General features: G+C 52.1%; 22 protein-coding genes. 16 read left to right on the top strand and 6 right to left on the bottom strand.

Translation table 11 applies throughout. From position 1 onward, the window contains the following. Nucleotides 1-53: 53 nt before the first annotated feature. The 4 genes from SPIBUDDY_RS04755 to SPIBUDDY_RS04770 all read left to right on the top strand — a co-directional run bounded on the left by SPIBUDDY_RS04755 (nt 54) and on the right by SPIBUDDY_RS04770 (nt 4,088). Nucleotides 54-1,364, top strand: a complete 1,311-nt coding sequence (locus SPIBUDDY_RS04755; protein ID WP_013606623.1) for an extracellular solute-binding protein — start codon at nt 54-56, stop codon at nt 1,362-1,364. A gap of 79 nt (nt 1,365-1,443) precedes the next feature. After that, the gene (locus SPIBUDDY_RS04760; RefSeq protein ID WP_013606624.1) at nt 1,444-2,376 is read left to right on the top strand and encodes a carbohydrate ABC transporter permease; all 933 of its coding nucleotides are present in this window, start codon (nt 1,444-1,446) and stop codon (nt 2,374-2,376) included. A gap of 9 nt (nt 2,377-2,385) precedes the next feature. Then, the gene (locus SPIBUDDY_RS04765) at nt 2,386-3,234 is read left to right on the top strand and encodes a carbohydrate ABC transporter permease (protein WP_013606625.1); all 849 of its coding nucleotides are present in this window, start codon (nt 2,386-2,388) and stop codon (nt 3,232-3,234) included. Nucleotides 3,235-3,236: 2 nt separating this feature from the next. Then, nucleotides 3,237-4,088, top strand: a complete 852-nt coding sequence (locus SPIBUDDY_RS04770) for an HAD family hydrolase (protein ID WP_013606626.1) — start codon at nt 3,237-3,239, stop codon at nt 4,086-4,088. Here the strand turns inward: SPIBUDDY_RS04770 and SPIBUDDY_RS04775 are convergent. Then, complete coding sequence (locus SPIBUDDY_RS04775) at nt 4,083-4,850, bottom strand: response regulator transcription factor (RefSeq protein ID WP_013606627.1); 768 nt, start codon at nt 4,848-4,850, stop codon at nt 4,083-4,085. The genes SPIBUDDY_RS04770 and SPIBUDDY_RS04775 overlap by 6 nt on opposite strands. A gap of 3 nt (nt 4,851-4,853) precedes the next feature. Next, nucleotides 4,854-6,620 carry a cache domain-containing sensor histidine kinase gene (locus SPIBUDDY_RS04780; protein ID WP_041380580.1) on the bottom strand — a complete coding sequence of 589 codons (1,767 nt, stop codon included), beginning with the start codon at nt 6,618-6,620 and terminating at the stop codon, nt 4,854-4,856. Nucleotides 6,621-6,780: 160 nt separating this feature from the next. On the opposite strand from SPIBUDDY_RS04780, the gene SPIBUDDY_RS04785 reads away from it, so the two are divergent. The 10 genes from SPIBUDDY_RS04785 (at nt 6,781) to ilvB (ending at nt 18,145) form a co-directional block, all read left to right on the top strand. Beyond that, complete coding sequence (locus SPIBUDDY_RS04785) at nt 6,781-6,981, top strand: hypothetical protein (protein WP_013606629.1); 201 nt, start codon at nt 6,781-6,783, stop codon at nt 6,979-6,981. A gap of 111 nt (nt 6,982-7,092) precedes the next feature. After that, the gene (gene ilvN, locus SPIBUDDY_RS04790; protein ID WP_013606630.1) at nt 7,093-7,623 is read left to right on the top strand and encodes an acetolactate synthase small subunit; all 531 of its coding nucleotides are present in this window, start codon (nt 7,093-7,095) and stop codon (nt 7,621-7,623) included. A gap of 59 nt (nt 7,624-7,682) precedes the next feature. Beyond that, nucleotides 7,683-8,675 carry a ketol-acid reductoisomerase gene (gene ilvC, locus SPIBUDDY_RS04795; protein ID WP_013606631.1) on the top strand — a complete coding sequence of 331 codons (993 nt, stop codon included), beginning with the start codon at nt 7,683-7,685 and terminating at the stop codon, nt 8,673-8,675. 32 nt (nt 8,676-8,707) lie between these two features. Continuing rightward, nucleotides 8,708-10,321 (top strand): 2-isopropylmalate synthase, encoded by a 1,614-nt coding sequence (locus tag SPIBUDDY_RS04800; RefSeq protein ID WP_013606632.1) that lies wholly within the window; start codon nt 8,708-8,710, stop codon nt 10,319-10,321. Then, a complete protein-coding gene (cimA, locus tag SPIBUDDY_RS04805; RefSeq protein WP_013606633.1) occupies nt 10,314-11,906 on the top strand; it encodes a citramalate synthase in 1,593 nt (530 codons plus the stop codon). The genes SPIBUDDY_RS04800 and cimA overlap by 8 nt, the downstream gene beginning before the upstream one ends. A 19-nt stretch (nt 11,907-11,925) precedes the next feature. Continuing rightward, nucleotides 11,926-13,194, top strand: coding sequence for a 3-isopropylmalate dehydratase large subunit (gene leuC, locus SPIBUDDY_RS04810; RefSeq protein WP_013606634.1), 1,269 nt, complete (start codon nt 11,926-11,928; stop codon nt 13,192-13,194). Nucleotide 13,195: 1 nt separating this feature from the next. After that, a complete protein-coding gene (gene leuD, locus SPIBUDDY_RS04815; RefSeq protein ID WP_013606635.1) occupies nt 13,196-13,693 on the top strand; it encodes a 3-isopropylmalate dehydratase small subunit in 498 nt (165 codons plus the stop codon). Further along, the gene (gene leuB, locus SPIBUDDY_RS04820; protein WP_013606636.1) at nt 13,690-14,748 is read left to right on the top strand and encodes a 3-isopropylmalate dehydrogenase; all 1,059 of its coding nucleotides are present in this window, start codon (nt 13,690-13,692) and stop codon (nt 14,746-14,748) included. Before leuD ends, leuB begins: the two co-directional genes overlap by 4 nt. A gap of 16 nt (nt 14,749-14,764) precedes the next feature. Beyond that, nucleotides 14,765-16,450, top strand: a complete 1,686-nt coding sequence (gene ilvD / locus SPIBUDDY_RS04825) for a dihydroxy-acid dehydratase (RefSeq protein WP_013606637.1) — start codon at nt 14,765-14,767, stop codon at nt 16,448-16,450. Between the two features lie 12 nt (nt 16,451-16,462). Continuing rightward, entirely contained in the window at nt 16,463-18,145 is a 1,683-nt protein-coding gene (gene ilvB / locus SPIBUDDY_RS04830) for a biosynthetic-type acetolactate synthase large subunit (protein WP_013606638.1), read from the top strand. On the opposite strand, the gene SPIBUDDY_RS15995 is transcribed toward ilvB, so the two are convergent. Continuing rightward, complete coding sequence (locus tag SPIBUDDY_RS15995) at nt 18,076-18,351, bottom strand: helix-turn-helix domain-containing protein (RefSeq protein ID WP_013606639.1); 276 nt, start codon at nt 18,349-18,351, stop codon at nt 18,076-18,078. The two genes, ilvB and SPIBUDDY_RS15995, sit on opposite strands and share 70 nt — an antisense overlap. Before the next feature lie 239 nt (nt 18,352-18,590). On the opposite strand from SPIBUDDY_RS15995, the gene SPIBUDDY_RS04840 reads away from it, so the two are divergent. Then, nucleotides 18,591-19,061, top strand: a complete 471-nt coding sequence (locus tag SPIBUDDY_RS04840) for a rubredoxin-like domain-containing protein (RefSeq protein ID WP_013606640.1) — start codon at nt 18,591-18,593, stop codon at nt 19,059-19,061. Beyond that, nucleotides 19,061-19,546, top strand: coding sequence for a 4Fe-4S dicluster domain-containing protein (locus tag SPIBUDDY_RS04845; protein WP_013606641.1), 486 nt, complete (start codon nt 19,061-19,063; stop codon nt 19,544-19,546). Before SPIBUDDY_RS04840 ends, SPIBUDDY_RS04845 begins: the two co-directional genes overlap by 1 nt. A 19-nt stretch (nt 19,547-19,565) precedes the next feature. Here the strand turns inward: SPIBUDDY_RS04845 and SPIBUDDY_RS04850 are convergent, their stop codons facing one another. The 3 genes from SPIBUDDY_RS04850 to adhE form a co-directional block, all read right to left on the bottom strand. Next, on the bottom strand, nt 19,566-20,789 hold the full coding sequence (locus SPIBUDDY_RS04850; RefSeq protein WP_013606642.1) for an MFS transporter: 1,224 nt from the start codon (nt 20,787-20,789) through the stop codon (nt 19,566-19,568). Beyond that, entirely contained in the window at nt 20,786-21,592 is an 807-nt protein-coding gene (locus SPIBUDDY_RS04855; protein WP_041381088.1) for a Cof-type HAD-IIB family hydrolase, read from the bottom strand. The genes SPIBUDDY_RS04850 and SPIBUDDY_RS04855 overlap by 4 nt, the downstream gene beginning before the upstream one ends. Nucleotides 21,593-21,975: 383 nt before the next feature. Continuing rightward, entirely contained in the window at nt 21,976-24,639 is a 2,664-nt protein-coding gene (adhE, locus tag SPIBUDDY_RS04860; protein ID WP_013606644.1) for a bifunctional acetaldehyde-CoA/alcohol dehydrogenase, read from the bottom strand. Between the last annotated feature and the right edge of the window lie 55 nt (nt 24,640-24,694).

Raw genomic sequence — 24,694 nt, forward strand, 5'->3', positions numbered from 1 at the left:
GGATTTCCAAAAGGCTTCTAGACTGAAAGTAGATAGACTTTAGGAGGTCTCACATGAAAAAGACATTCATCGCTGTGTTGCTCCTCGCTCTTTTGCTGCCTATTTCTCTGTTTGCCCAAGGCGCAAAAGAAGCTGTTGTTGATGAGAGCAAGCCCGTAACCATCCAGTACTGGACCCATGAGGATCCGGCCCGAACCCAGCTCGAGACTGAGCTTATCGCCAAGTTCATGGCAGATAACCCGAACATCACCGTTGTGCGCTCCACCCAGGCCTCAGTCAAGCAGATTGAGCTGGTACAGACCGCTTTCGCTGCCAATCAGGGTCCTGACATGTTCAACCTGCCGATCGAAAACCAGTATGCCTACATTACCAATGGTCGTGTAGCTCCTGTCGATTATCAGGCTGCAGGCTATGCCAACAAACAAGATCTGTTGGACAAGTACATGGATGGCGTATTGGATACCGTAACCATCGATGGTGAGGTATACGGCCTTCCCTTGGAACTGACCAACTGGTCCATTTACCTGAACAAGAAAGTGTTCCGCTCCGCCGGCCTCGATCCTGAAAAGGATTATCCCAAGACTTGGGAAGAGATGGCTGACATCTCCGAGAAGCTGGTCATCCGTGATGGCGACATCCTCATCCGCCGCGGTTATGACTTCCGCTATCCGTATTATTTGACGTTCTTCGTTCCCATGGTGGAACAGCTTGGTGGTGACTTGCTCAGCGCCGATGGCAAGAAAGCCATCATTGGTGATGAAGCTTGGTTGAAGGCTCTTACGTATATGCAGCAGTGGGGACCGTCAGGTCGCAACCTCGGCTCACCGACCTACAAGAATGCCCGCAACCTGTTCAACCAGGACAACAACGACATCGCAATGGCCCATACCGGTTTGTATCAGCAGGGCAGAATCGAGAAGGACAATCCGAACTTCTTCAATAGCGGCGAATGGATGGTAATTCCGTATCCTACCTTCAAGGATGCCGTTCGTGATGTTGCAGCATGCTATTATGGTCACTTCTTCATGGTGAATGCCGACAGCGATCCTGCTGTACAGAAGGCAGCTTGGAAGCTTTCGGGCTACCTGCTCAGCCATGGCGAGGAGTACCTGACCCGCGGTGGAAACATCATTCAGCCGACCAAGGCCCTGTTTGCCTCTGATACGCTGAAGAACATGCCTTACAGCCAGGTCTTCATCGACGATATGGCCCGCTCTCACATGATTTATTATGGAGAGAACTCGGCTCAGATCCAGACCCAGATCCGTAATGCTGTTGAATCTGTCATGCTCAGCGGAGTAAGTCCTGAAAAGGCTCTTGCAACACTCAAAGCATCGGTACAGGAAATTATCGACGAGCAGTAAGCATTCTCAATTCAGCGGTCCTGTGCCTGCAAGACAGGACCGCTTTCTTTTCAATTCTTATGCATCCCAGGAGAATAGTATGGGTACGAAAAAATATCGGGGTATCGAGAGAAAGCAAGCTCGATGGGGATTTGTCTTTGTCATTCCTGCGATGCTCTTTTTCTCCTTGTTCAGTTTCTATCCGATCATCAATGCCATTTTTACCAGCTTTTTCGACAAGCGTGCGTTGAGCAAGTTACCCCCGAAGTTTCTTGGGCTCGGTAATTACATCAGACTGTTTGACCCCAGCAGGGCCAGCAGTGATCTCTCCTTTCTCAACAGCTTGAAATCCACGGTGGTCTTTACCCTCGGGACGTTCATCCCCCTGTTGATTGTCAGCCTCATATTGGCAGTTTTCATCAGCAATCTTTCCAGTGGAAAGACCAAGAAATTCCTCCAGATTTCCTATTACTGTCCGGCTATTCTTTCCAGCGTAGTCGCGGCAACCATCTGGATGATTATCTTCGACCCCCGCGGCTTGGGAAACCAGTGGCTCAACGCTCTGATGAACACCCCCGGCGTCGACCGACGATGGCTTGTGGACCCGGTAATGGAACAGGTCTCCACGATGGTCATCTACTTCTGGAAGTATATCGGCTACTTTGTCATTCTTTTCATTACCGGTCTCGCCTCCATTCCCCCGACAATCTACGAGGCGTCCACCATCGATGGAGCGACTAAAAGCCAGGTATTCTGGCGTATCACCCTGCCGCTCTTGAAGCCGACCGTAGTCTTGGTTTCGGTTATGGCGATGCTGCAGTGTCTGAAGACGTTCAGTACCCAGTACATGCTCTATACCAACGGAGCTCCCCGCGCCCCGATCAACGTAATCACCTTTAATATTTATGTTACCGGTATTCGGGACCAGTACTTGGGTCGGGCCAGCGCAATGAGCGTCGTCCTGTTCATCATGATGTTGCTTTTGACCTTGCTTCAGTTCAAGACCACCAAGAGCGAGAATGTGGAATACTAGGAGGACAGGATGCAGATAGAAAAAAGATTCACCCTGCCGAAAATCGGCATTTACCTTGTCCTCTTGGTTATGTTGACCTTCACGTTGATGCCGATTTTGTTCATGATCAGCGCATCGATGATGACCAGCCGCCAGATTCTGAAAATGCCTTACACCTGGATTCCCGATGGCATTGCCTGGGAAAACTTTGCAAAGGCCATCCAAGGCAACGACAAAACCTACATTTTTGTACGCAACATCTCCAACTCGTTGATCGTGAGCGTCTCGGTTGCCATTTCAACGGTACTTTTGGCCAGCCTTACCGGTTATGGGCTTGCCAAGTTCCGTTTCCGCGGTCGCAATACCGTATTCATGATGATTATGGCTACGATGATGATCCCTTTCGAAGCCATCATGATCCCGCTGTATATGGTAATTATGACACTGCACATCCAGAACTCCTACATAGGCTTGATTCTTCCTTTCATGGTAAGTGCTTTTGGTGTTTTTCAGATGAAGCAGTACCTGACAACGTTCCCTGCCGAGTTTCTCGATGCAGCACGCGTGGATGGTATGGGAGAGTTCGGCATTTATTGGGGTATCGTACTTCCCAACTGCAAGCCGGTCATAGCCACGTTGGCAATCCTTTCATTCCGCAGCCAGTGGGACAACCTCTTGTGGCCGCTTTTGGTCAGCCAGAGTGATAAAATGAAGACCATTCCCCAGTACATCTCCTCGTTCGCTCTCGAACGCAGTACCGACGAAGGGGCAATGATGGCGGCTGCCTTATTGGCTTCCATCCCGATGTTCATTCTTTTCATGTCGCTGACCAAGTATTTTATCGGTGGATCTGCCGTCTACGAATCAAGAAAGGGGTAACTATGTACGACCGACTCTGTACCGATTTGGATGCTGCCCACCCCGCCCAAGCGGTGTTGGGTCTGTATGCAGACCGATTGGATCGATTCCCGCTGGAGAGCTATCAAACCTCTTTGGATCGCTACCTGCTTGTCACCGACAAGCAGGCAGCCCTGGAGGAGGCTAAACGTTTAGGGATGGGCTTTATTCTCTTTGACACTCACTTCAGTGAACAGTCTCTCTTGGCCCATGCATCCTGGCTCGACTCTCCAATTCCCGCCTCTTGTTCGCTCTTCTTGTTCGATATGGGCAACGTTGTCGTGAAGAACATCATGATGCTGGGCAAGATTGCAAAGCGTTACGACCTGGATCGTGAGGAGTTTTTTTCCGATTACCTGCATTATGAGTTCCCCCTGATGGAAGGCTTTCTCTCCAGTGCAGAGTACTGGCAGCATATCCGAGAGGTATTTGGAGTCAGTGTGGAAGGTGATCCCTTCTACGATGCTTTCGAGCCTGTATTCAATGATGAGATGGTCACTCTGATCAAAGCACTGCGAAAGGCCGGAAAGCGTGTGGTATGTGCTTCCAACACCATCGATCCCCACTGGCGGATCCTCGATGACATGGGAGCCCTATCCCTGTTTGACAAGGTCTATGCTTCGCATCTGATGCATGCCACCAAGCCCTCGAAATACTTCTTTCGGCAGATTCTGCAAAGCGAAGGCTGCAGATTTGAGGATGCCTATTTCGTCGATGACCATGAACCGAACATCCACAAGGCCCGAAGCTTCGGCCTTGGTAGCCTGCTCTATGCCGACAAGGGTGGAAGAGGGGCTTCAGAACGCCTCTCTTCTATGTTTGCTTCCTTTCTATAAGGTACCCAGCTCGTCGCGGAATTGCGTCGGAGTCTTGGTGGTGAACCGCTTGAAGATCTTGGCGAAGTAGCCCGGGGTGGGGAAGCCGCAACTGGTTGCAATCTCACCGATATTTTTCTTCGGGTCCTTCATCAGTTCAACCGACTTGTTGACTCTCCAAGCATTGAGGTATTGCAGGAAGTTCAATCCTGTCACCTCCTTGAACAAACGGGAGAGGTGGCTCTCGCTCAGTTCAAGGTAGGAAGCGGCTTCCTGCAGACCGACGGGGTTTGCAAAGTTGTCTGCAATGAAGGCAATGGTCGCATCGATGACATGGTTGTTCACATTGCGCGGCAGGGCGATAAGTTCATTCGTCGTGTTTGTACTCTTTTTCAATTGCTCAAAATCCTTGTCCTCTTCCTGGATTTTCTTAACCAGGGAGGCAAGGGTCTCCTCAAGTTCCTCATCATCGATAGGCTTGAGCAGGTAGTCGAAAACGCCGAGACGAATAGCCTGTTTCATATAGTTGAAGTCTGTATGGCCGGTCAGGATGACTGCGTGGTTGATCGGACAATGGCTGAGCATAGTAAGTCCGTCCTGAGCTGGAAGACGGATGTCGGTGATAACGATGTCCGGTTCGACACGCTTGATCAGCTGCTCTCCTTCCAATCCATCGGCGGCGGTCCCTACCAGGGTGAGCCCCAGCAGTTCCCAGCGGATCGAGGATACAATTTCCTCACGGACGATTTGTTCATCTTCTACAAATACTACACTATAGCTCATCGCTTATTTCCTCTCTTTTGAGTCGTCCGGGAATGATATGTTCACCGTCGTACCTTCACCGACCTTGCTGGTCAGCGAAAAGGTCATCTGCTTACCATAGGTAAGGAACAATCTCCTATATACATTGTATACACCAACGTGTGTCGAGTTGGCAAGTTCATCAAGGTCGTCAGGCAGTGTTCCCTTAGCAAATCCTACGCCATTATCCTCGATGGTGATGAAAACACGGCTGGAGAGTTTTACTATTCGCACCGAGAGCGTCCACTCTCCGGTTTTTGGCTCAAGACCGTGGATGATGGCATTTTCCACCAACGGTTGGATGATGAGCTTCGGGGTCTTGATCGAGGCACAGCTGGGATCGAGGTACGTCTGTACCTTTAGTTTCGAGCCAAAACGCAATCGCTGGATGGTAAGGTAGGAGTCGATGAGGGCCATGCTCTGTTCGAGGGTGCATTCACTCTCATGGTTGTCGATCGTGGAACGCAACAGTTTGCCCAGCTTCACGGTTATGGTGTAGATGTCCTCTTCTCCATGCAGTCGTGCAAGTGCTTTGATGGTATTGAGCGTATTGAACAGGAAGTGCGGATTCATCTGGCTTTCCAGAGCCTTGCGTTCGGCTTCGCTGAGTTTTTCCTGCTCTTCACGGGTGAGTTCGAGCAGGCTTACGATCTGCTTGACCATGATATTGAAGGAGTGTTCGAGCTGGGCGAACTCCCAAATCCTGCTCTTGACTTCCTTGGTTTGCAGGTTGCCCCGTTCCACCTCTCCCATACGATAGGCAAGATCCCGGATAGGTTGGGCTATTGAGCGCGAGAAGAGGAAGGAAAGTCCCATAGCCAGCAGGGTTCCTACTGCCATGGTGAGGGTGAATGCATACAGAAGCCGGTCCAGACTTTCCTGGAAGGGGGCGGCACTGACACTTCCTGCCAGATGCAAATTTGTCCCTTGGATGGGTAGTAGGGAAACTATCGAGGATCCTGTCTGCATGGTCCTACGCGAGTAATCTCCTTTGAGTTGCGATAAGGCGGGGAATTTGTCAAAGGTCCCATAGTGATCGGTGTGTACAAGGCTTGTGGCGTAGAAGTCTCGGTTGTCGATCAAAAGCACATCACTGAGCAACCGTTCAGTATTTACCAGGCTGCTCAGGGCTTCGGCAAAGATGTCAATGACCAGGTATCCAAGGTTGGTCCCCTCGCTGTCATAGATCCGCCGTAAAATTGAGGCAACCACCTGTCTGCCGTTCTCTGCCATCCGGTGGCCCCGGATGCTGACGATACTTGCAGTAGGGGAAATATTGGCATTCTGGCTGATGATTGAGTTCATATCCCAGTCGTTTCCGTGGTAGCGCAGATCATATACTTCGGGGAAGGTGTGCGTGCTTACCCGCACCCGACCTGCATTGCTGACAATATTGGCGCTTGCGAGATAGGTATCGCCGCGCATGACGCTGAACAGCAGTTGGTAGAGGTCTCGGCTTTCATGTGAGTTTGCATCCAGCTTGTCCTCTTCCATGATGCGTACAATGAGAGGGTCGGTGGAGAGTTGATACGCCTTGTGTCGGTAGCTTTCCAGGACCGAGGAAACCTTGGCCGCATCGGTGATAACGAGATTCATTGTCTGCTCGGTAAGGTACCTCTCTTGGTTTCTTCCCCTGATTAGTGCATAATAGGCAGAAAAGAGGCCGAGCGGGACTATGAGGACGATCAGGAAGTAGATGAGTAGTCTTCCGAAGAGCGTTCGGTTTCTCCAGAAGTAAGGCTTGCTATTCATAAAAGTAGTGTATCTGCAATGCAGACTGAGAGCAAGAACTTCTATTTGTGGGAATTTTTTCTGCATAAAGATACTGTTTTTTGTATAAAGGGTTGACAGAAATCCTAAAAGAGAGCTACAAACAAGAAACGGCCCATCGCCGTTCATTGAGGAGAGTATCGTGAACGCGTTCACCAAGCAGGTGCCATCAATGCACCGGACAGCAGAGAGGAAAGGAAAGATACAGGACTGCTCTCAGTTCTGCTTTGCCACATCTGATTCTTCAAGCTCCAACCTCTTGCTTCTTGTACGCATCAACCTCCTCCCCCTCATTACTCTCATCACCCTCCTATTCATCGTAGTAAGCCTAATTATTCTCTGACCACGGCTGCAGAGTGAGATACCTGCATGGACCGTGGTCGAAGAGCCCCCAAACAAAACCTGGGGAGCAGTCGTTTATACCCAAGCACCATACGAAGGAGAGCAACAGCATATGAATAGTTCAGAAAACCGCTACACACTGGCCATCCTGGTCAACAACCAACCTGGTGTGTTGATGCGCGTCGTCTCCCTCTTTTCCCGCAGGGGCTACAATATCGACAGCCTTTCGGTTGGCGAGACTGAAAAAGAGGATGTCAGCCGAATCACCATCGTGGTCAGCGGCGACCGTCCGGTAGTCGAGCAGATAAAAAAACAGGTGGGCAAGCTTATCGACGTCAAACGGGTCTATGAAATGACCCAGACGCGCAGCCTGCAGCGTGAATTGGTCATGGTCAAGGTTTCGACCAAGAGCGAAAGCCGCTCGCAGGTAGTGGAGCTGGCCCAAATCTTCAAGGCGAAAATCATCGATGTCACCGCTATGACGGTGTCCCTGGAGATGACCGGAAGCTTGGATAAGATCCAATCCTTCCTCGATCTCATGATGCCGTACGGCATTGTCGAAATGGCCAGAACGGGTATTACGGCTCTGGAGCGTGGCTCGCGCGCTCTCAGTTCGATCAGTTACAGCGAGGATGAAGTTTGAACGCAACGCCCCAAGGGCGCTTACCATAACAAGGCCATTGGGCCGAAGGAAAGGAAGCAATGAGCACAATGTATTATGATTCACAGGCAGATCTCCAAAAGCTTGATGGAAAGAAGGTTGCCATCATCGGATATGGCAGCCAGGGACATGCACACGCACTGAACCTGCATGAGAGCGGGGTGGATGTGGTCGTCGGCTTGTACAAGGGCTCCAAGAGTTGGGCAATTGCAGAAGAAGCTGGACTACAGGTTGCAACGGTTGAGGAAGCGAGTGCCATGGCTCAGGTCATCATGCTCCTCCTTCCCGATGAAAAGCAGGCAAAGATCTACCGCGAGAGCGTGGAAGCGAACCTGAGTGCAGGCAAGTACCTTGCCTTCGCACACGGTTTCAACATCCATTTCGGCCAGATTAAACCCCCAGCCGATGTGAACGTAATCATGATCGCTCCCAAAGGCCCCGGTCACACGGTTCGCACCCAGTTCCAGGAAGGAAAGGGTGTTCCCTCCCTGATCGCCATCCATCAGGATCCCAGCGGTGACTCACGTGACATCGCCCTCGCGTATGCAAAGGGTTTGGGTGCCGGTCGTGCAGGCATTTTCGAGACATCCTTCAAGGAAGAGACCGAAACCGACCTCTTCGGCGAGCAGGCTGTACTTTGCGGTGGTGTGAGCGCCCTGATCAAGGCCGGTTTCGATACCCTCGTAGAGGCTGGTTATCAGCCGGAAATGGCATACTTTGAGTGCTGCCACGAGATGAAGCTCATTGTCGACCTCATCAACCAGGGCGGCCTTTCCTACATGCGCTATTCCATCAGCGATACCGCTGAGTACGGCGATTACATTACCGGCAGCAAGATCATCACCGACGACACCAAGAAGGCGATGAAGAACGTATTGACTGATATTCAGGAAGGAACGTTCGCCCGCAACTGGCTCTTGGAGAATCAGGTGAATAGACCTTACTTCAATGCAAAGAAGCGGATCGAGAGTGAAAGCCTTTTGGAGAAGACCGGACAGAAGCTCCGTTCTTTGATGAGTTGGCTGAAGAAATAACATAAAAAATTTTCACTACCGGGAAGGACACTATGGAAAAAGACAGAATCTATATCTTCGATACCACACTCAGAGACGGCGAACAGGCTCCAGGCTACAGCATGAACCTTGATGAAAAAATTCGCATGGCCCTACAGCTAGAGGCCCTGGGCGTGGATATCCTGGAAGCTGGGTTTGCCATAGCGTCCCCCGGCGATTTTGCCAGCGTGCAGGCGATCAGCAAGGAGCTCAAGCAGACGGTGGTCGCCTCCCTTTCACGAGCATTGGAAAAGGATATCGATGCTGCGTGGGAGTCCGTCAAGTATGCCAAGCGGCCCAGGATTCATACCTTTCTGGCTACCAGCGACCTGCATCTGCAGTACAAGCTGAAGATGAGCCGTGAGGATGCCCTTGCAAAAGCAAAGGCAATGGTTGCGTATGCACGCAACCTGAATGACGACGTTGAATTCTCCCTGGAAGATGCCACCCGGACCGATTTGGACTATATGTGCAGGGTGGTGGAAGCAGTCATTCAAGCAGGGGCGAATGTAGTAAATCTGCCCGATACTGTAGGATACTCCACTCCCGATGACATGACCCGTATGGTCAGTGCTGTTATGAACAGAGTGCCGAACATCGACAAGGCCATTATTGCCGTACACTGTCACAACGACCTCGGCTTGGCGGTTGCCAATACCCTTGCCGGATTGAAAGCCGGTGCCAGGCAGGCGGAGTGCACGATGTGTGGTATTGGTGAACGGGCGGGAAATGCTGCATTGGAAGAGCTGGTGATGGGTATCCGTACCCGTAGCGATGAGTATCCTTACAGCCACAACATCAAGACCGAGGAAATCATCCGATCCTCACGCCTGCTCACCCAGATCACCGGCGTTAAGCCGAATCCTTCAAAAGCCATCGTCGGTGCCAATGCCTTTGCCCATGAGAGCGGTATTCACCAACACGGTATGATGGCCAACAGCCTCACCTATGAAATCATGACCCCTGAAAGCGTCGGTGTGATGAACACCAGTTTGGTGCTGGGAAAGCACAGCGGTCAGCACGCCTTTGAGAAGCGCATTGCAGACCTTGGCTATACGCTGGGTAAAGAGGAAGCCATAGCCCTCTTCGCCGAATTCAAGAACCTTGCCGACCGCAAGAAGACCATTACCGATCGCGACATCATTGCTTTGGTGGAGAACGCAAGCCAGAGCACACCGATCATCTGGGAACTGGACAGTTTTGTGGTCAACAGCGGCAATATGATGACCAGTACCGCCTGCGTCACCCTGCGTAAGGGTGAGAAAAAGTTCCAGGAAGTGGCCTGCGGAACCGGCCCGGTGTATGCTTCTTTGAGGGCAGTGGAGAAAATCATCCGCCATCCCTTCAGTCTTGAGGACTACAGCCTGCAGGCCGTGACCGAGCATCGCGATGCCCTTGGCGAAGTCTTTGTGAAGATCAGCGATGGAAGGGGCATCTATCGCGGAAGAGGCGTGAGTACCGACATCATCGAGGCTTCCATCCTTTCCTGTCTTGCAGCGGTGAACCGCATGCTTGACGAAAAGGTTGCTCCTAGCAGTGGAAGCCTGAAGCCGACCAGTCCTACGAATTTTGAGAATGACATGCTCAGCACGCACTCCGACAAGAAAAAGGAGAGAAGCGATGCGTAAGATTGCACTGTTTGACTCCACCCTGCGCGATGGCAGCCAAGCGGAGGGAATAAGCTTTTCCGTTGAGGACAAGCTCAAGATTGTCCAGGCTCTCGACACCTTGGGTGTTGCATACATCGAGGCGGGAAATCCCGGCTCGAATCCGAAGGATTTGGAGTTTTTCTTCCGATCCAAGGAGTTGACGCTGCAGCACTCCAAACTGGTTGCCTTCGGTTCCACCCGAAGAAGGAATACCAAAGCCGAGGAAGATCCGAATCTGAAGAGCCTGGTCAATGCAGGCACCTCCTACGTTGCCATTTTCGGCAAGAGCTGGGACTTTCATGTGACGGATATCATCCGTACCACGCTTGAGGAAAACCTTTCGATGATTGAGGACTCGATCCGATTCATCACCGAAAGCGGTTCTGAGGTGTTTTTCGATGCAGAGCACTATTTCGATGGGTACCTTTCCAACAAGGAGTATGCCCTCGATTCCCTTCGTGCAGCCCTTCGCGGTGGTGCTACGACGCTGGTTCTCTGTGAAACACGAGGGGGCCTTATCAGCTCCGAGGTGAAACGGATTACCCAGGAGACGATGGCTTTGTTTCCCGGTGTTGATTTCGGCATTCACACCCACGACGACGTTGGTTGTGCCGTAGCTTCCTCGATTGCCGCCGTGGAGGCGGGTGTGGTCCAGGTGCAGGGCACCCTGCTGGGTTTCGGGGAGCGATGCGGAAATGCCAACCTTGCTTCGGTTGCAGGAATCCTGGGAACCAAATTGGGCTGCGACTGCCTGTGCGGTGAGAACCTGGAACGATTGACAAGTGTATGCCGCAGGGTGGCGGAAGTTGCCAATGTACGCATTGCAGGTAGTTCCCCTTTCATAGGCAAAAGTGCTTTCGCCCACAAAGGCGGTATGCATATCGATGGAGTGCAGAAGAATCCGCTCTCCTTCGAGCATATTGATCCGATGGAAGTCGGCAATGAACGCAGGCTTTTGATGAGCGAAGTGGCCGGTAGGGCTCTGATGCTCAAGCGCATTGCCCGTATTGCCCCGAATTTGGATAAGGATGATCCGGTCACCGTCAGCCTGATGGATGAGCTGAAGCATCTTGAATCAGAAGGCTATCAATTCGAGGGCGCCGAAAGCTCCTTTGACTTGGTGATCAGAAGGCATCTGAAAATGTACCGCCCCTATTTCAGCCTGGTGCATTACCAGACCATCGGAAGCAGTCCCTATGCCGACCCGCACAGCGATGCAACCCATGCTGCAGTGGTAAAGGTGAAGGTGAAAGGCGAAAGTGCCATCACAGCCGCCGAGGGTGAAGGTCCGGTCAACGCACTGGACCGGGCACTGAGAAAAGTGCTTGAGCAATTCTATCCGACGCTCAAGAGTGTGTACCTTACGGACTACAAAGTACGGGTGCTCGACTCTGCAGGTGCCACCGCTTCAAAGGTCAGGGTTCTCATTGAATCCTCCGACGGCAAGCAGAGCTGGTCCACCATCGGGGTGAGCAAGGACATCATCGAGGCAAGCTGGTTTGCACTCAGTGATAGTATTGAATATAAATTAATCGCAGATGGCGTTGAGCCATCGGGCGAATGAGAGTAAGGAGAATTTCCCTATGGGTATGACGATGACACAGAAGATCCTGGCCCACCATGCCAACATGGAGTCTGTACGACCCGGTCAGTTGATTATGGCTGATCTTGACATGGTGCTCGGCAACGATATTACGGCCCCGGTGGCGATCAATGAGTTCCCGAAGTTCGGTAAACAGACCGTTTTTGACAAGGACAAGGTTGCCTTGGTTCCCGACCACTTCTCACCGAACAAGGATATCAAAGCCGCTGAGCAGTGCAAGTGCCTGCGTGATTTTGCCAATGATCACGAGATTACCAACTACTTTGATGTTGGGCAGATGGGAATCGAGCATGCCTTGCTTCCGGAAAAAGGCTTGGTCGGTGCTGGAGACCTTGTTATCGGCGCTGACAGCCATACCTGTACATACGGGGCCCTTGGTGCTTTTTCCACCGGTGTCGGCTCGACGGATATGGCCTGCGGCATGGCTACCGGCCAAGCTTGGTTCAAGGTTCCTTCGGCTCTCAAGTTCAACCTCAAAGGCAAGTTCAACCGTTACGTTTCCGGCAAGGATTTGATTCTGCACATCATCGGCATGATCGGTGTGGACGGGGCTTTGTACCAGAGCATGGAGTTCACCGGCGAAGGGGTGGCAAACCTGACCATCGACGACCGTTTCACGGTAGCCAACATGGCTATCGAGGCTGGTGCGAAGAATGGGATTTTCCCGGTGGATGACATAACGCTTGCGTACTTGAAAGAACATTGCCGTAAAGAACCGGTGATCTATACTGCCGATGACGATGCACACTATGAGACAGTCTTTGACATCGACCTTTCCACCATCAAGAGCACGGTGAGCTTTCCACACCTTCCTTCCAATACCCGAACCATCGATGAGGTGGGAGAGGTGAGGATCGACCAGGTTGTCATCGGTTCCTGCACCAACGGCCATATCAGCGACCTCAGGGAGGCTGCTGCGATACTCAAGGGTAAGAGGGTTGCCAAGCACGTACGTGCCCTGATTTTCCCGGCTACCCAGAAAATCTGGAAGCAGGCGATGAACGAAGGACTTTTTGATATTTTTGTAGACAGCGGCTGTGCTGTCTCCACTCCCACCTGCGGCCCTTGCCTGGGCGGACATATGGGAATCCTTGCCGCCGGCGAGCGGGCGGTGAGCACCACCAACCGTAACTTCGTGGGAAGAATGGGACATGTGAAGAGTGAAGTGTATCTGGCTAGCCCTGCAGTGGCTGCCGCCAGTGCTATCGCCGGGTATATTGCAGACCCGAACAAGGTTATGGAGGCGTAAGATGCAGGTACAAGGATCTGTATTCAGATATGGGGACAATGTTGACACCGATGTCATCATTCCGGCGAGGTACCTCAATACCTCCAATCACAAGGAACTGGCCCAGCATTGCATGGAGGATATCGACCAGGATTTCATCAAGCAGGTGAAAAGCGGCGATATCATGGTCGCAGACAAGAACTTTGGCTGCGGCTCAAGTCGTGAACATGCTCCTATTGCGATCAAGGAGAGCGGCATAAGCTGCGTCATCGCACGTACGTTTGCCCGCATTTTCTATCGCAATGCCATAAACATCGGCCTTCCCATCCTGGAGTGCCCCGAAGCCTGTGACGGAATAAAGGCCGGTGATGTGGTATCGGTTGATTTCTCCAGTGGCACCATCACCAATGTGACAACCAAGGCAGTGTTCCACAGTGAGCCCTTCCCTCCGTTCATGCAGGATTTGATCGCCAACGGCGGTCTGGCCGGCTACATCGCCAAGAAGGGGGAAAACCTATGAAAAAACATATAGCGGTGGTAAGTGGTGATGGAATCGGACCGGATATTATCCGGGAGGCTTTGAAGGTACTTGGTGCCGTTGGTGCGAAATTCGGCCATACTTTCACCACGTCCAGCTACCTGGCGGGAGGCGTCGCCCTTGATGCGGTAGGAATTCCCTTGCCGAAGGAGACCCTCGAAGGCTGCAAAAACAGCGACAGCGTGCTGCTGGGCGCCGTTGGCGGTCCGAAGTGGGATACCTTGGCCAGCAATCTCAGACCCGAGAAAGCCTTGCTCGGCCTGCGCGGGGGCTTGGGATTGTTCTGCAACCTGCGTCCCGCAATCCTTTACAAGCAACTCAGTGATGCTTGCCCGCTGAAAGCTGAGATCATCGGCGAGGGGCTGGACCTGATGGTGGTTCGCGAGCTTACCGGTGGCATCTATTTCGGTGAGCGGGGAAGAAGCGATGATGCGGCATACGATACCATGGCCTATACGGTCACCGAGATTGAACGCATACTTCGCAAGGCATTCGAAATCGCCCAGAAGCGGTCGAAGCGGCTGTGCAGTGTGGACAAGGCAAACATCCTGAACACCAGCCAGCTGTGGCGCGAAGTGATCAAACGGGTGCAGGTTGAGTATCCCGATGTCGAGGTAAGCCATCTGTACGTAGACAATGCAGCCATGCAGCTGGTCCGCAATCCGGGGCAGTTCGATGTAATCGTAACGGAGAACATGTTTGGTGACATTCTCAGTGATGAGGCCAGCCAAATTACCGGTTCGATCGGCATGCTTCCTTCAGCTTCCCTCAGGGAAGACAGTTTCGGCATGTATGAACCGATCCACGGTAGTGCCCCTGATATCGCAGGCAAGGACCTTGCCAACCCGATAGCAACCATTCTGTCGGTAGCAATGATGCTGCGCTACAGTTTTGGCTTGCAAGCTGAGGCTGAATCGATCGAGAAAGCTGTCTCCAAGGTGCTGGATGGAGGGTATCGTACTGCCGACATCTATACACCAGGTATGAAAAAAGTTGGTACGAACGATATGGGTTCGTTGATCGCCCAGGCCCTGTAAGAGGGGGAGGAAGAGGATGGACACTACAAAGCAACGTTCTGCACAGATGACCGAGGGAGCCGAACGGAGTCCCCACCGGTCGTTGATGAAAGCCCTTGGATGGACCGACCGGGAAATACACATGCCGATCATCGGCATCGTCAACGGTGCCAATGAGATTATTCCGGGACATATCCACCTAAACAGGATTGTCGATGCCGTAAAGGCCGGGGTGCGTCAGGCAGGGGGCAACCCTGTATCGTTTCCGGTTATTGGAGTCTGTGACGGTATCGCCATGGGACACACGGGAATGAAGTATTCGCTGGCAAGCCGCGAGATTATCGCCGACTCCATTGAAATCATGGCAACAGCTCATCCTTTTGATGCTTTGGTGTTCGTCCCCAACTGTGACAAGATTGTACCGGGCATGCTGATGGCTGCCGCAAGAATCAACATCCCTTCGATCTTTGTTTCCGGTGGTCCGATGCTTGCCGGCAAAATTCCCGGTGAGAACACGTGTAAAACCAGCCTCTCGGTAATGTTCGAGAAGGTAGGAACCCATGCAGCAGGCTTGCTCAGCGATGAGGAGTTGCTTGCCTATGAGGACAATGCCTGTCCGACCTGCGGTTCGTGCAGTGGTATGTTTACGGCAAACAGCATGAACTGCCTGACCGAAGCCATCGGTATGGGCCTTCCGGGTAACGGGACCATTCCCGCCGTCTACAGCGCCCGCGACCGTCTGGCCAAGGAAGCAGGGTACCAGATCATGGAGCTGCTGAAGAAGAACATCCGACCGCTGGACATCATGACCAAGGAAGCCTTTGCCAATGCCTTGGCGGTGGATATGGCCCTCGGATGCAGTACCAATACGATGCTTCATCTGCCGGCAATCGCCCATGAGTCCGGTGTTGCCTTGGATATTTTCATGGCGAATGACATCAGTGCGAAGATTCCGAACCTTTGCCATCTTGCTCCTGCAGGAGAGCACCACATTGAAGACCTCTATGCGGCCGGCGGTGTGCTTGGTGTGATGCATGAGCTGGGAAAGGCAGGACTACTCAACCCGAAACTACTCACTGTCAGCGGTAAGTCGATCGGTGAATTGTATGAGAACACGATTGTCTACGACCATGAGGTGATTCGCCCCATCGAGCGTCCGTTCTCCAAGATGGGCGGCATCGCAGTCCTTCGTGGCAATCTTGCTCCCGATGGGGCGGTGGTCAAGCGCAGCGCAGTCGATGCGAAAATGCTGGTCCATGAAGGGCCTGCCCGTGTATTTGACAGCGAGGAGGCTTCCATCAAGGCGATTTTCTCAGGCAAGATCAAGGCCGGTGATGTCATTGTCATCCGCTATGAGGGACCCAAGGGAGGGCCGGGCATGCGTGAGATGCTCAGTCCCACCAGTGCCATTGCCGGCATGGGCTTGGACAAGGATGTCGCTCTTCTTACCGATGGACGGTTCAGTGGAGCCACCCGTGGAGCTTCGATCGGCCATGTAAGCCCGGAAGCCGCAGAAGGCGGACCCATCGGCTTGGTCGAGGAAGGCGATAGGATCAGAATCGACATTACCAAGGGATTATTGGAGTTGTTGGTCGACGACGCAACGCTTGAGAAGCGGAGAAAAGTCTGGGTATGCAAGGAAAGCGAAATCCAGACTGGCTACTTGGCCCGCTACGCAAAGCAAGTGAGCAGTGCGTCCACCGGCGCGATTTTCAGAACATAAGGAGTACCTACCATGCAGATGACCGGAGCCCAGATCATCATTGAGTGTTTGGTTGAACAGGGAGTTGATACCGTGTTTGGCTTTCCCGGAGGAGCAGTGCTTCCCCTCTACGATGCCCTGTACCAGAATCAAACCCGAGTACGCCATATTTTGACGAGCCATGAGCAAGGTGCCAGCCATGCTGCCGACGGGTATGCCCGCAGTACCGGAAAGGTCGGGGTATGCATTGCAACCAGCGGACCGGGTGCAACCAACCTGGTAACCGGTATAGCAACGGCCTATATGGACAGTGTGCCGATGGTGGCGATTACCGGAAACGTGACAACCCAGCTTTTGGGCAAGGATAGTTTTCAGGAAGTCGATATTACCGGCATCACCATGCCGATCACCAAGCACAACTTCATCGTCAAGGATGTCGCAAACTTGGCGAAAACGCTTCGCAAAGCATTCCAGATCGCCCAGGAGGGCAGACCCGGCCCGGTTCTGATCGATGTACCCAAGGATGTGACCGTTCATACAGCAGATTTTGTTCCTGAAGTTCCCCAAAAGCTTGTCCCGCGTACCGAACGGCTCAGCGAGCAGAGCATGGAAGTTGCGCTTGCCTTGATCAAGGGCGCCGAGCGACCGATGTGTTATGTCGGTGGTGGGGTGATTCGTGCAAAGGCCAGTGAGGATTTGTCCCAATTCCTGGAGAATATCGACAGCCCTGCCTGTACCTCCCTGATGGGTTGCGGGGCGGTGAACTCATACAGTCCCCGCTTTACCGGTTTGGTGGGTATGCATGGAACCAAAGTTTCCAACATGTGCGTCTCCTCCTGCGACCTCTTGGTTGTAATCGGGGCAAGGTTCAGCGACCGCGTGGTAAGCAAAGCAAGTGCGTTTGCAAAAAATGCCAAGATCATCCATATCGATGTCGACCCGGCCGAGATCGACAAGAACATCAAGACCTACTGCCATGTGGTAGGTGATTTGAAGGTTGTGCTTGAAGAGCTCAATAAACGCATAGCAAAGCCAATGGTCCACACAACCTGGATGGAACAGGTTGCCGAGTACAAGAAGCGCTACCCCCTGCGTGTGGACAGCGAGAGTGAACGCAGCAAGGAAATCCTGAAAGCCTTGCAGGCTGTTCTGCCTCCTAACTTTTTTATTGTCACCGAGGTCGGCCAGCATCAGATGTGGGCCGCCCAGTTCCTCAAGCATGTCCAGCCGGGTCACTTCCTCACCAGCGGTGGGTTGGGGACCATGGGCTATGGCACCGGAGCTGCAATCGGGGCACAAGTAGGCAACCCGGAAAGCCGGGTGGTCAACGTAGCCGGTGATGGTTCGTTCAGGATGAATTGCAACGAGCTTGCCACCATTGCACGCTATCACCTGCCTGTGGTCATTCTGTTGATGAACAACCATACGCTTGGCATGGTCAGGCAGTGGCAGACGCTGTTCTTTGACAAGCATTACAGCGAAACCACGCTGGACACCGATATCGATTGGGTGACCCTTGCCTCTGCTTTTGGCATCAAAGGCATGAGAATCCGTAAGGAAGACGATCCCAAGCCCATTCTCCAAGCTGCTTTGGATTTGGGAAAGGCTGTAGTCATCGAATGCGAGATACCCGTTGACGACAAGGTCTATCCGATGGTAGCCCCCGGGGCTTCCATCGAGGATATGTTGGGTGTACAGGAAGTGGGTGAATACTGATCCAAGTAGAGGACGAATTCCAGAAACGAGACCGAGAGGGCTGAGCAAATGCTTTGCATAGTCGGCAGCCTGGGAGTCCTTTTTCCTGATTCTATGTAATAGAGCTGGCTTCGCGAGAGGTCAGCTCTTTCTATGAGTTCTTCCTGGGTCATATTCTGTGCAAGTCTGAGAGCCTTGATGGCTTGTCCGATCGGTAACTGTTCCATACAGAGAGTATGAACTTCGAAAACGGTGAATGACCGATTTGTGTCATAATCACGCTAAATACCATACTAAAGGAAAAGAAATACTAGCCTTTGCCAAGGCCTATTTCCTTAGTCTCTTAAGTAACAATGGGTTATGTGCCTTAATCTTGTCGTATCACTAGGAGAGCGCAGACAGCAAATTCCCAAAAATGTGTCAGTTGATGGTATACTGTTGGTGAACGTTCAAGAGGAGGCTGCCAGTGGAAGACGACGTACGGGTAATGACAAGTGACGAGTTGGGTGCGCTGTGCTCCAATCTGCAGAAGGCTTGTGCCAAGCAATTACGAACCGAGGAAGCTGCCTTGTTCGGTAAGCTTGCTTCGTATTATGATCAGCATCGAAAGGCTGAGCCTGATGCCAGCTACCAAAAATTGCTGAATCGGATCAACGAGGACCTCGGCCGTGCCTACGCACAAGCGAATGAGCTAGCCGGTTTGGCACAGGACCGTGGAGCCCTTAGGGCTTTGGTTTGGGCAGAGAAGGTTTCCAAGCTGCTGAAGAGCCTGCTGGTGCGGTATGAAAAACAAAAGCAAGGTCTTTTGGAGAATACCAGTGTCTGGGTATGCGAAATTTGCGGCTTTGTTTATGTAGGGGAGCAACCTCCCCAAGTCTGTCCCATCTGCAAAGTCCCCAGTTTCAAAATCCATGCAGTCCAAAAGGAGGCAATCTGATGCATGCAGCAAGAAACATAGCATTGTGTACCAAGGATTGCGTCTGTTTGTTCATCTGTCCTACGGGAGCGACCGACACGGAAAATGGGCAGATAGATTTCTCCAAATGTCTCGACGGCTGTCGCCTTTGTGTTGATGCTTGTCCCAGCCATGCCCTGTATCTGGTACCATCCACATATCCCAATCCGCAGCCGAAGACTGAGCAGGTGAAAAATGTGATGTTGGACTTGGCAAAGAGCAAGGCTGAACAGGAAGCGCTTGCATTGCAGTTGGCACAGCAGAGCGATGACCCGATTTTTCGACAGCTCTGCAATACGGTGGCGATAAGCAATCGCATTCTTGCTGAAGATTGTCTTCGGGAAGCTGGATACATGCTCCCTCAAAGCGATGCGGTGCGTAAGCTTTTGATGCAGTTGCTGCAAAAGCATGAGCATGATTCTGATTTTCCCAAGGATGCAGTAGTGGCCTTATTGGCCAAGCTCTAGAGAGCAGTCCCCGAGGCGTTCAGTTTCGGGGTTTTTTTTCTGTCAGGTAGAGAATGAACATGCCGGTCGAACCTACCAGGGCGGCAAGCCCGGTGGAAATCCACAGCAGATTCATTGAGTGTGCCTCTATGATGGTGCCTCCGATAATCGGGGCCATGGCATGTCCGGTTCCCATGATGATCGGCAGGATTGCCGAGAAACGGGAGCGGTGGCTGATCGGGGTGTTGTTCGCCACATAGAAGTGTTCATTGGTGGCGTTGATGATCTCGCCGGTGGTGAAGATGACTGTCAAAGCAAGGAAGGCAAGGGGGCTGACGGCGAAGGCGAAGAGGGAGAAGCCGACGGCATACAAGAGGCCGCTTGCGGTGATGTTTGCCAAGGGGTGGAAGCGTCTGAGCTTTGCGACAATGATGGGGTTGCCGATGACGACCACTATGCCGTTGAGTGCCATCATCCTGCCATAGAGCACCGCTCCTTGCTGGTCGAACAGCTTGGTGGTCAACAGGGGAAGTGCGAAAAGGGTTTGGCTGTAGGCATAGCTGAAGAAGGTCGCCGAGACCGCGAAGAAGAGCAGTCGTGGACGGGTAAGCAAAGCTTTCAGAATTCCCCCTTCTTCTCCCTTTTCAGTGGTTTTCCAACGCTTGCTCTCCTCGATGGTCTGTTTGGAAGGTTTGCTTTCCTTGATCTTGCACATAACCAATATGGTTGCAAGCACACCTGCAATGGCATTCCCGAAGAAAATCCAACCGGGATAGGTGTAGAAGAGATAACCTGCGATCACCGGTCCGATGGCAAAACCGATGTTGTGCCCGAGGTAGATAAGGCTGAAGGAAACTTGGCGGTTCTCCATGGTGGTGATGTCGGTTTTCATTGCTTCCCTGGCCGGGTCGACCATACCGTCGAAGAACAGAGCCAACAGGACCAGATAGGGGATGATGGGTTGGCCTTCGAAGAACCCCGCAAGCAAAAAGCAGAGGTCCATGAGCAGTTGAAAGATGACAAGCACCGGTTTTCGTCCGATGGTGTCGGCAAGCTTGCTGCCGATCATGAATCCGGGGACATAGAGAATTGAGGCAAAGGTCATATAGGTGCCGGCCTCCAGGGCTGAGTAACCCAGGCGCCGGGTGAGATAGAGGGTGAGAAAGGGGTAGACAAAAATTCCCACCGCGTTGATGACGGTGGAGAAGAAGAGTACGTAGATGGGCTGGGGGAGTCCACGGTAGATGGACAGGGGACTTTTCATAGAATCGACTCAATTGCGAGGGCAAGGCCATCCTCGCTGTTGCTTTTAGTGACCGCTATGGCGTGCTCTTTCACGTCAGAGGGTGCATTGCCCATGGCTACCGAGTATCCACTGGCACGAAACATTCCGATGTCGTTATAGTAATCGCCGACGGCCATCACAGAACCGGCATCGATTTTATAGGCATTGCATAATGATCGCACAGCATGACCTTTGTCGACTCCCCTGGCCAAAATCTCAATATATTTTGGAGAGGAGTTGAGAATATTCAGCGAGGTCCCGAAATTCTGTTGCAACTTTGCTTGCATCGCTTGTACGTAGGAAGGATCATGGTGCATGCAAAGCACCTTGAATGGCCTTTCTCCAGGATAAAACGATGAAGCCAACTCACCAAAAGGAACTACACGACCTTCAGTACGTGAGGCTTCAACTTCAATGTCGTACCAAGCGCTTCGCTTTTTGGTGTACCAGCTCTCATTGGTAAACACAAACGATTCCAAATCGGTGTGCTTCACTGCATCCAGAACCTCGAATGCTTGTTCGAGACGGATGGGATGAGCTTCCAGCTCATTGCCATCGTCATCGAGGGCCAAGGAGCCGTTGAAGCATCCAAGGGGTCCTTGGATACCAATTTCTTGTTGCAGAATCCTGAGGCTGGAACCGATGCGTCCACTGACCAAGGCAATGATGATGCCTTGGCGGCGGGCACGCTTGAGTGCTTCCTTGGTGCGCTCGGTTATCTGGTGCTCTCTATTGAGCAGGGTACCGTCAATATCGGTACAAATGAGTTTGCATTCAAACATGCAAGCATAGTAGTACAAGCGTTCAGGCTTGTACAGCCAGCTGACGCTTTGCATGCATTGAGCAAAGCTTGCTTGTTCGTTTGAGCTGAGTACCCAGATTGGAAACTCAAGAAATCGTGTATTTGTATGGAAGGGATATCTTGATATCTTCCAGGCGTAGGAGAGCCATATTGGCGCTCCATAATTCCATAATCTCGAGATTTTGGAATTATGGAATCCCATACATCCAAGATCTCAGGACTATGGAACTATGGCCAATATACACAAGTACTTTGGGAAACAGCTAGTTTGTATTACTTTTAGCAGAGATTGTAGGCCATGGACAGAATACGTTTGCAAGAGCACAAGGGACTTCGAGTATTCGAAGTCCCTTCTCCATTGTTTTACGCTTCTGTATACGCCCTTCCATAGAAGGAGTCGAGGTACAGCTGCTTGATCTCGCTGATCAGCGGATAGCGGGGATTGGATCCCGTACATTGGTCATCGAACGCCTTCATGGCGAGCTCGTCAACCACGGCTAGGAATTCCTCTTCCTTTATGCCCCATTCCTTGATGGAGGAGGGGATATCCAGCTCTTTCTTCAGCTTTTCAATTCCAGCAACCAATGCTTGTACCCTCATCGCTTGCGTATCACTGACTGTGGTCTGGATATACGGTGTATTCTCCTGGTCATTGACTGCCATGGCAATGTAATCGGCCGCCCTGGCGTACCTACTCACAGCAGACGGGTATTCGTACTGAGGGAAGGCTGCCTGCTTGGTGGGATTGTCGGTGGCGTTGTAGCGGATGACATTGCAAAGCAACAAGGCATTGGCCATTCCATGCGGTACATGGAACTGTGCACCCAGCTTGTGGGCCATTGAGTGGCAAACACCCAAAAATGCATTGGAAAATGCCATACCGGCGATGGTGGAGGCATTATGTACCTTCTCACGGGCTTTCTTGTCATCACCGTTGCGATAGGCCTGCGGCAAGTACTTGAAGATCATGCGGGCAGCTTCAAGGCTCAGTCCGTTGGTGTAATCGGTGGACATGCTTGAGGCCAGAGCTTCCAAAGCATGGGTCAGAACATCCAGGCCGCAGCTTGCCGTCAAGCCCTTGGGTTGGCCCATGGCCAGTTCACTGTCCACAATGGCCATGCTCGGGGTGAGGGCATAGTCGGCGATCGCCCACTTCATTCCCGTCTTCTCATCGGTGATGATGGCAAACGGGGTGACTTCACTGCCGGTGCCGCTGGTGGTGGGGATACATACCAGCTCTGCCTTCTTACCCATGTCGGGGAAGGCGTAGATGCGCTTTTGGATGTCCATGAACCGTAAGGCAAGGCCTTCGAACTTGACCTCGGGATGCTCATAGAGCAGCCACATGATTTTCGCTGCATCCATGGGGGAACCTCCACCCAAACCGATGAGTACATCGGGCTTGAAGGCGTTGATGAGCTTCATGCCTTCGGTAATCGTTGCCAGGGTGGGGTCGGGCTTTACTTGGTGAAAGGTCTCCGTCTCAATGCCGAGGCTGTCCAACGTGTCGGTGATTTTCTCTACCATACCGCTGGTAAAAAGAAAAGAATCGGTGATGATGAAAGCACGTTTCTTGCCCTTGAGTTCTCCCAGAGCGATGGGAAGCGAACCATATTTGAAATAGATTTTGGGAGGTAGTTTGAACCAGAGCATATTCTCTCTCCTTGCAGCTTCAGTCTTGATGTTCAACAGGTGCTTGGGACCCACATTCTCACTGATGGAGTTGTTGCCCCAACTGCCGCAGCCCAACGTCAAAGAAGGTTCGAGGCGGAAGTTGTAGATATCCCCGATGGCACCTTGGCTTGCTGGCATATTCACCAGAATTCTGCTGGTTTTCACCGTCTTGCTGTAGGTTTCGACTTTCTCTGTCTCTGTTTCATCGATATAGAGGACACTGGTATGGCCAAAGCCTCCGAGGGCGACCAGCTTGGCTGCCTTGTTCGTCCCATCACCGAAGTTGTCACACTTGTACATGGCAAGGACGGGGCTGAGCTTTTCGTGGGCGAAAGGCTCGTTTTCCTCGATGGAATCGACCTCGCCGATAAGGACTTTAGTTGCAGCGGGAACCTTAAAGCCGGCAATGCTGGCAACCTTGGTTGCACTCTGCCCGACAATTGCAGGATTGACCGTTTTGCGCTTGGGGTCGATGATCACCTTGCGAAGCAGGTCGGCTTCTTCAGAAGAGAGAAAGCGGGCTCCCCGGTTCACAAATTCCTCTTTCACTGCGTCATAGATATCCTTATGGCAGATGACTGCTTGTTCGGAAGCACAAACCACACCGTTGTCAAAGGTTTTGGACATGAGAATGGAACTGACGGCCATTTTTATATCGGCACTCTTGTCCACCAAAGCCGGGGTGTTGCCCGGTCCCACCCCGATGGCGGGAATTCCTGAGGAATAGGCACTCTTGACCATGGAAGGGCCACCGGTTGCAAGAATAAGGTTCACCAAGGGGTTGTGCATCAGGTAATCGGTCTTTTCCATGGAGGGTTCTTCGATCCAAGCGATGATATCCTCGGGTGCACCAGCTTTCACAGCGGCCTCAAGAATGATTCTTGCAGCCTCACAGGTGCACTCCTTTGCACGGGGGTGGGGGCTGAAAATAATGGCATTGCGGGTTTTCAAGCTGATGAGGCTCTTGAATATTGCCGTACTGGTGGGGTTTGTAGTAGGGATGATGCCGCAGATGACTCCCTTTGGTTCGGCAATCTTCTTGATACCGAACCCTGCATCGGTCTCGATCACACCACACGTCTTATCATCCTTGTATTTGTGGAAGATATACTCGGCGGAGAAGTGGTTCTTGATGACCTTGTCCTCGACTATACCCATGCCTGTCTCCTTGACAGCCATGACAGCGAGTTTGATGCGTTCGTCGTTAGCCGCAATGGCGGCAGCGCGGAATATGGTGTCAACCTGTTCTTGGCTATAGGTTGAGAATTTGATTTGTGCACGTTTTACCCGTTCGATGAGGGCTTGCAGTTCTTCTTGTCCTGCAAAAAGCTCTCCAATTTGTGTGTCTGCCATGTTGCACTCCTAGGTGGTTTGATGACTTAAATGTATAAAAAATTATCTATTAAGG

Source organism: Sphaerochaeta globosa str. Buddy, from assembly GCF_000190435.1.
Taxonomy (GTDB): domain Bacteria; phylum Spirochaetota; class Spirochaetia; order Sphaerochaetales; family Sphaerochaetaceae; genus Sphaerochaeta; species Sphaerochaeta globosa.

Coding starts and splice junctions, on each gene's coding strand:
- SPIBUDDY_RS04845 (WP_013606641.1), top strand. CDS start 19,061: ATGCATGCAGCAAGAAACATAGCATTGTGTACCAAGGATTGCGTCTGT.
- ilvC (WP_013606631.1), top strand. CDS start 7,683: ATGAGCACAATGTATTATGATTCACAGGCAGATCTCCAAAAGCTTGAT.
- SPIBUDDY_RS04850 (WP_013606642.1), bottom strand. CDS start 20,789: ATGAAAAGTCCCCTGTCCATCTACCGTGGACTCCCCCAGCCCATCTAC.
- SPIBUDDY_RS04775 (WP_013606627.1), bottom strand. CDS start 4,850: ATGAGCTATAGTGTAGTATTTGTAGAAGATGAACAAATCGTCCGTGAG.
- SPIBUDDY_RS04755 (WP_013606623.1), top strand. CDS start 54: ATGAAAAAGACATTCATCGCTGTGTTGCTCCTCGCTCTTTTGCTGCCT.
- leuD (WP_013606635.1), top strand. CDS start 13,196: ATGCAGGTACAAGGATCTGTATTCAGATATGGGGACAATGTTGACACC.
- SPIBUDDY_RS04855 (WP_041381088.1), bottom strand. CDS start 21,592: ATGTTTGAATGCAAACTCATTTGTACCGATATTGACGGTACCCTGCTC.
- leuB (WP_013606636.1), top strand. CDS start 13,690: ATGAAAAAACATATAGCGGTGGTAAGTGGTGATGGAATCGGACCGGAT.
- SPIBUDDY_RS15995 (WP_013606639.1), bottom strand. CDS start 18,351: ATGGAACAGTTACCGATCGGACAAGCCATCAAGGCTCTCAGACTTGCA.
- SPIBUDDY_RS04760 (WP_013606624.1), top strand. CDS start 1,444: ATGGGTACGAAAAAATATCGGGGTATCGAGAGAAAGCAAGCTCGATGG.
- ilvN (WP_013606630.1), top strand. CDS start 7,093: ATGAATAGTTCAGAAAACCGCTACACACTGGCCATCCTGGTCAACAAC.
- SPIBUDDY_RS04770 (WP_013606626.1), top strand. CDS start 3,237: ATGTACGACCGACTCTGTACCGATTTGGATGCTGCCCACCCCGCCCAA.
- SPIBUDDY_RS04800 (WP_013606632.1), top strand. CDS start 8,708: ATGGAAAAAGACAGAATCTATATCTTCGATACCACACTCAGAGACGGC.
- ilvB (WP_013606638.1), top strand. CDS start 16,463: ATGCAGATGACCGGAGCCCAGATCATCATTGAGTGTTTGGTTGAACAG.
- SPIBUDDY_RS04765 (WP_013606625.1), top strand. CDS start 2,386: ATGCAGATAGAAAAAAGATTCACCCTGCCGAAAATCGGCATTTACCTT.
- ilvD (WP_013606637.1), top strand. CDS start 14,765: ATGGACACTACAAAGCAACGTTCTGCACAGATGACCGAGGGAGCCGAA.
- cimA (WP_013606633.1), top strand. CDS start 10,314: ATGCGTAAGATTGCACTGTTTGACTCCACCCTGCGCGATGGCAGCCAA.
- leuC (WP_013606634.1), top strand. CDS start 11,926: ATGGGTATGACGATGACACAGAAGATCCTGGCCCACCATGCCAACATG.
- SPIBUDDY_RS04780 (WP_041380580.1), bottom strand. CDS start 6,620: ATGAATAGCAAGCCTTACTTCTGGAGAAACCGAACGCTCTTCGGAAGA.
- adhE (WP_013606644.1), bottom strand. CDS start 24,639: ATGGCAGACACACAAATTGGAGAGCTTTTTGCAGGACAAGAAGAACTG.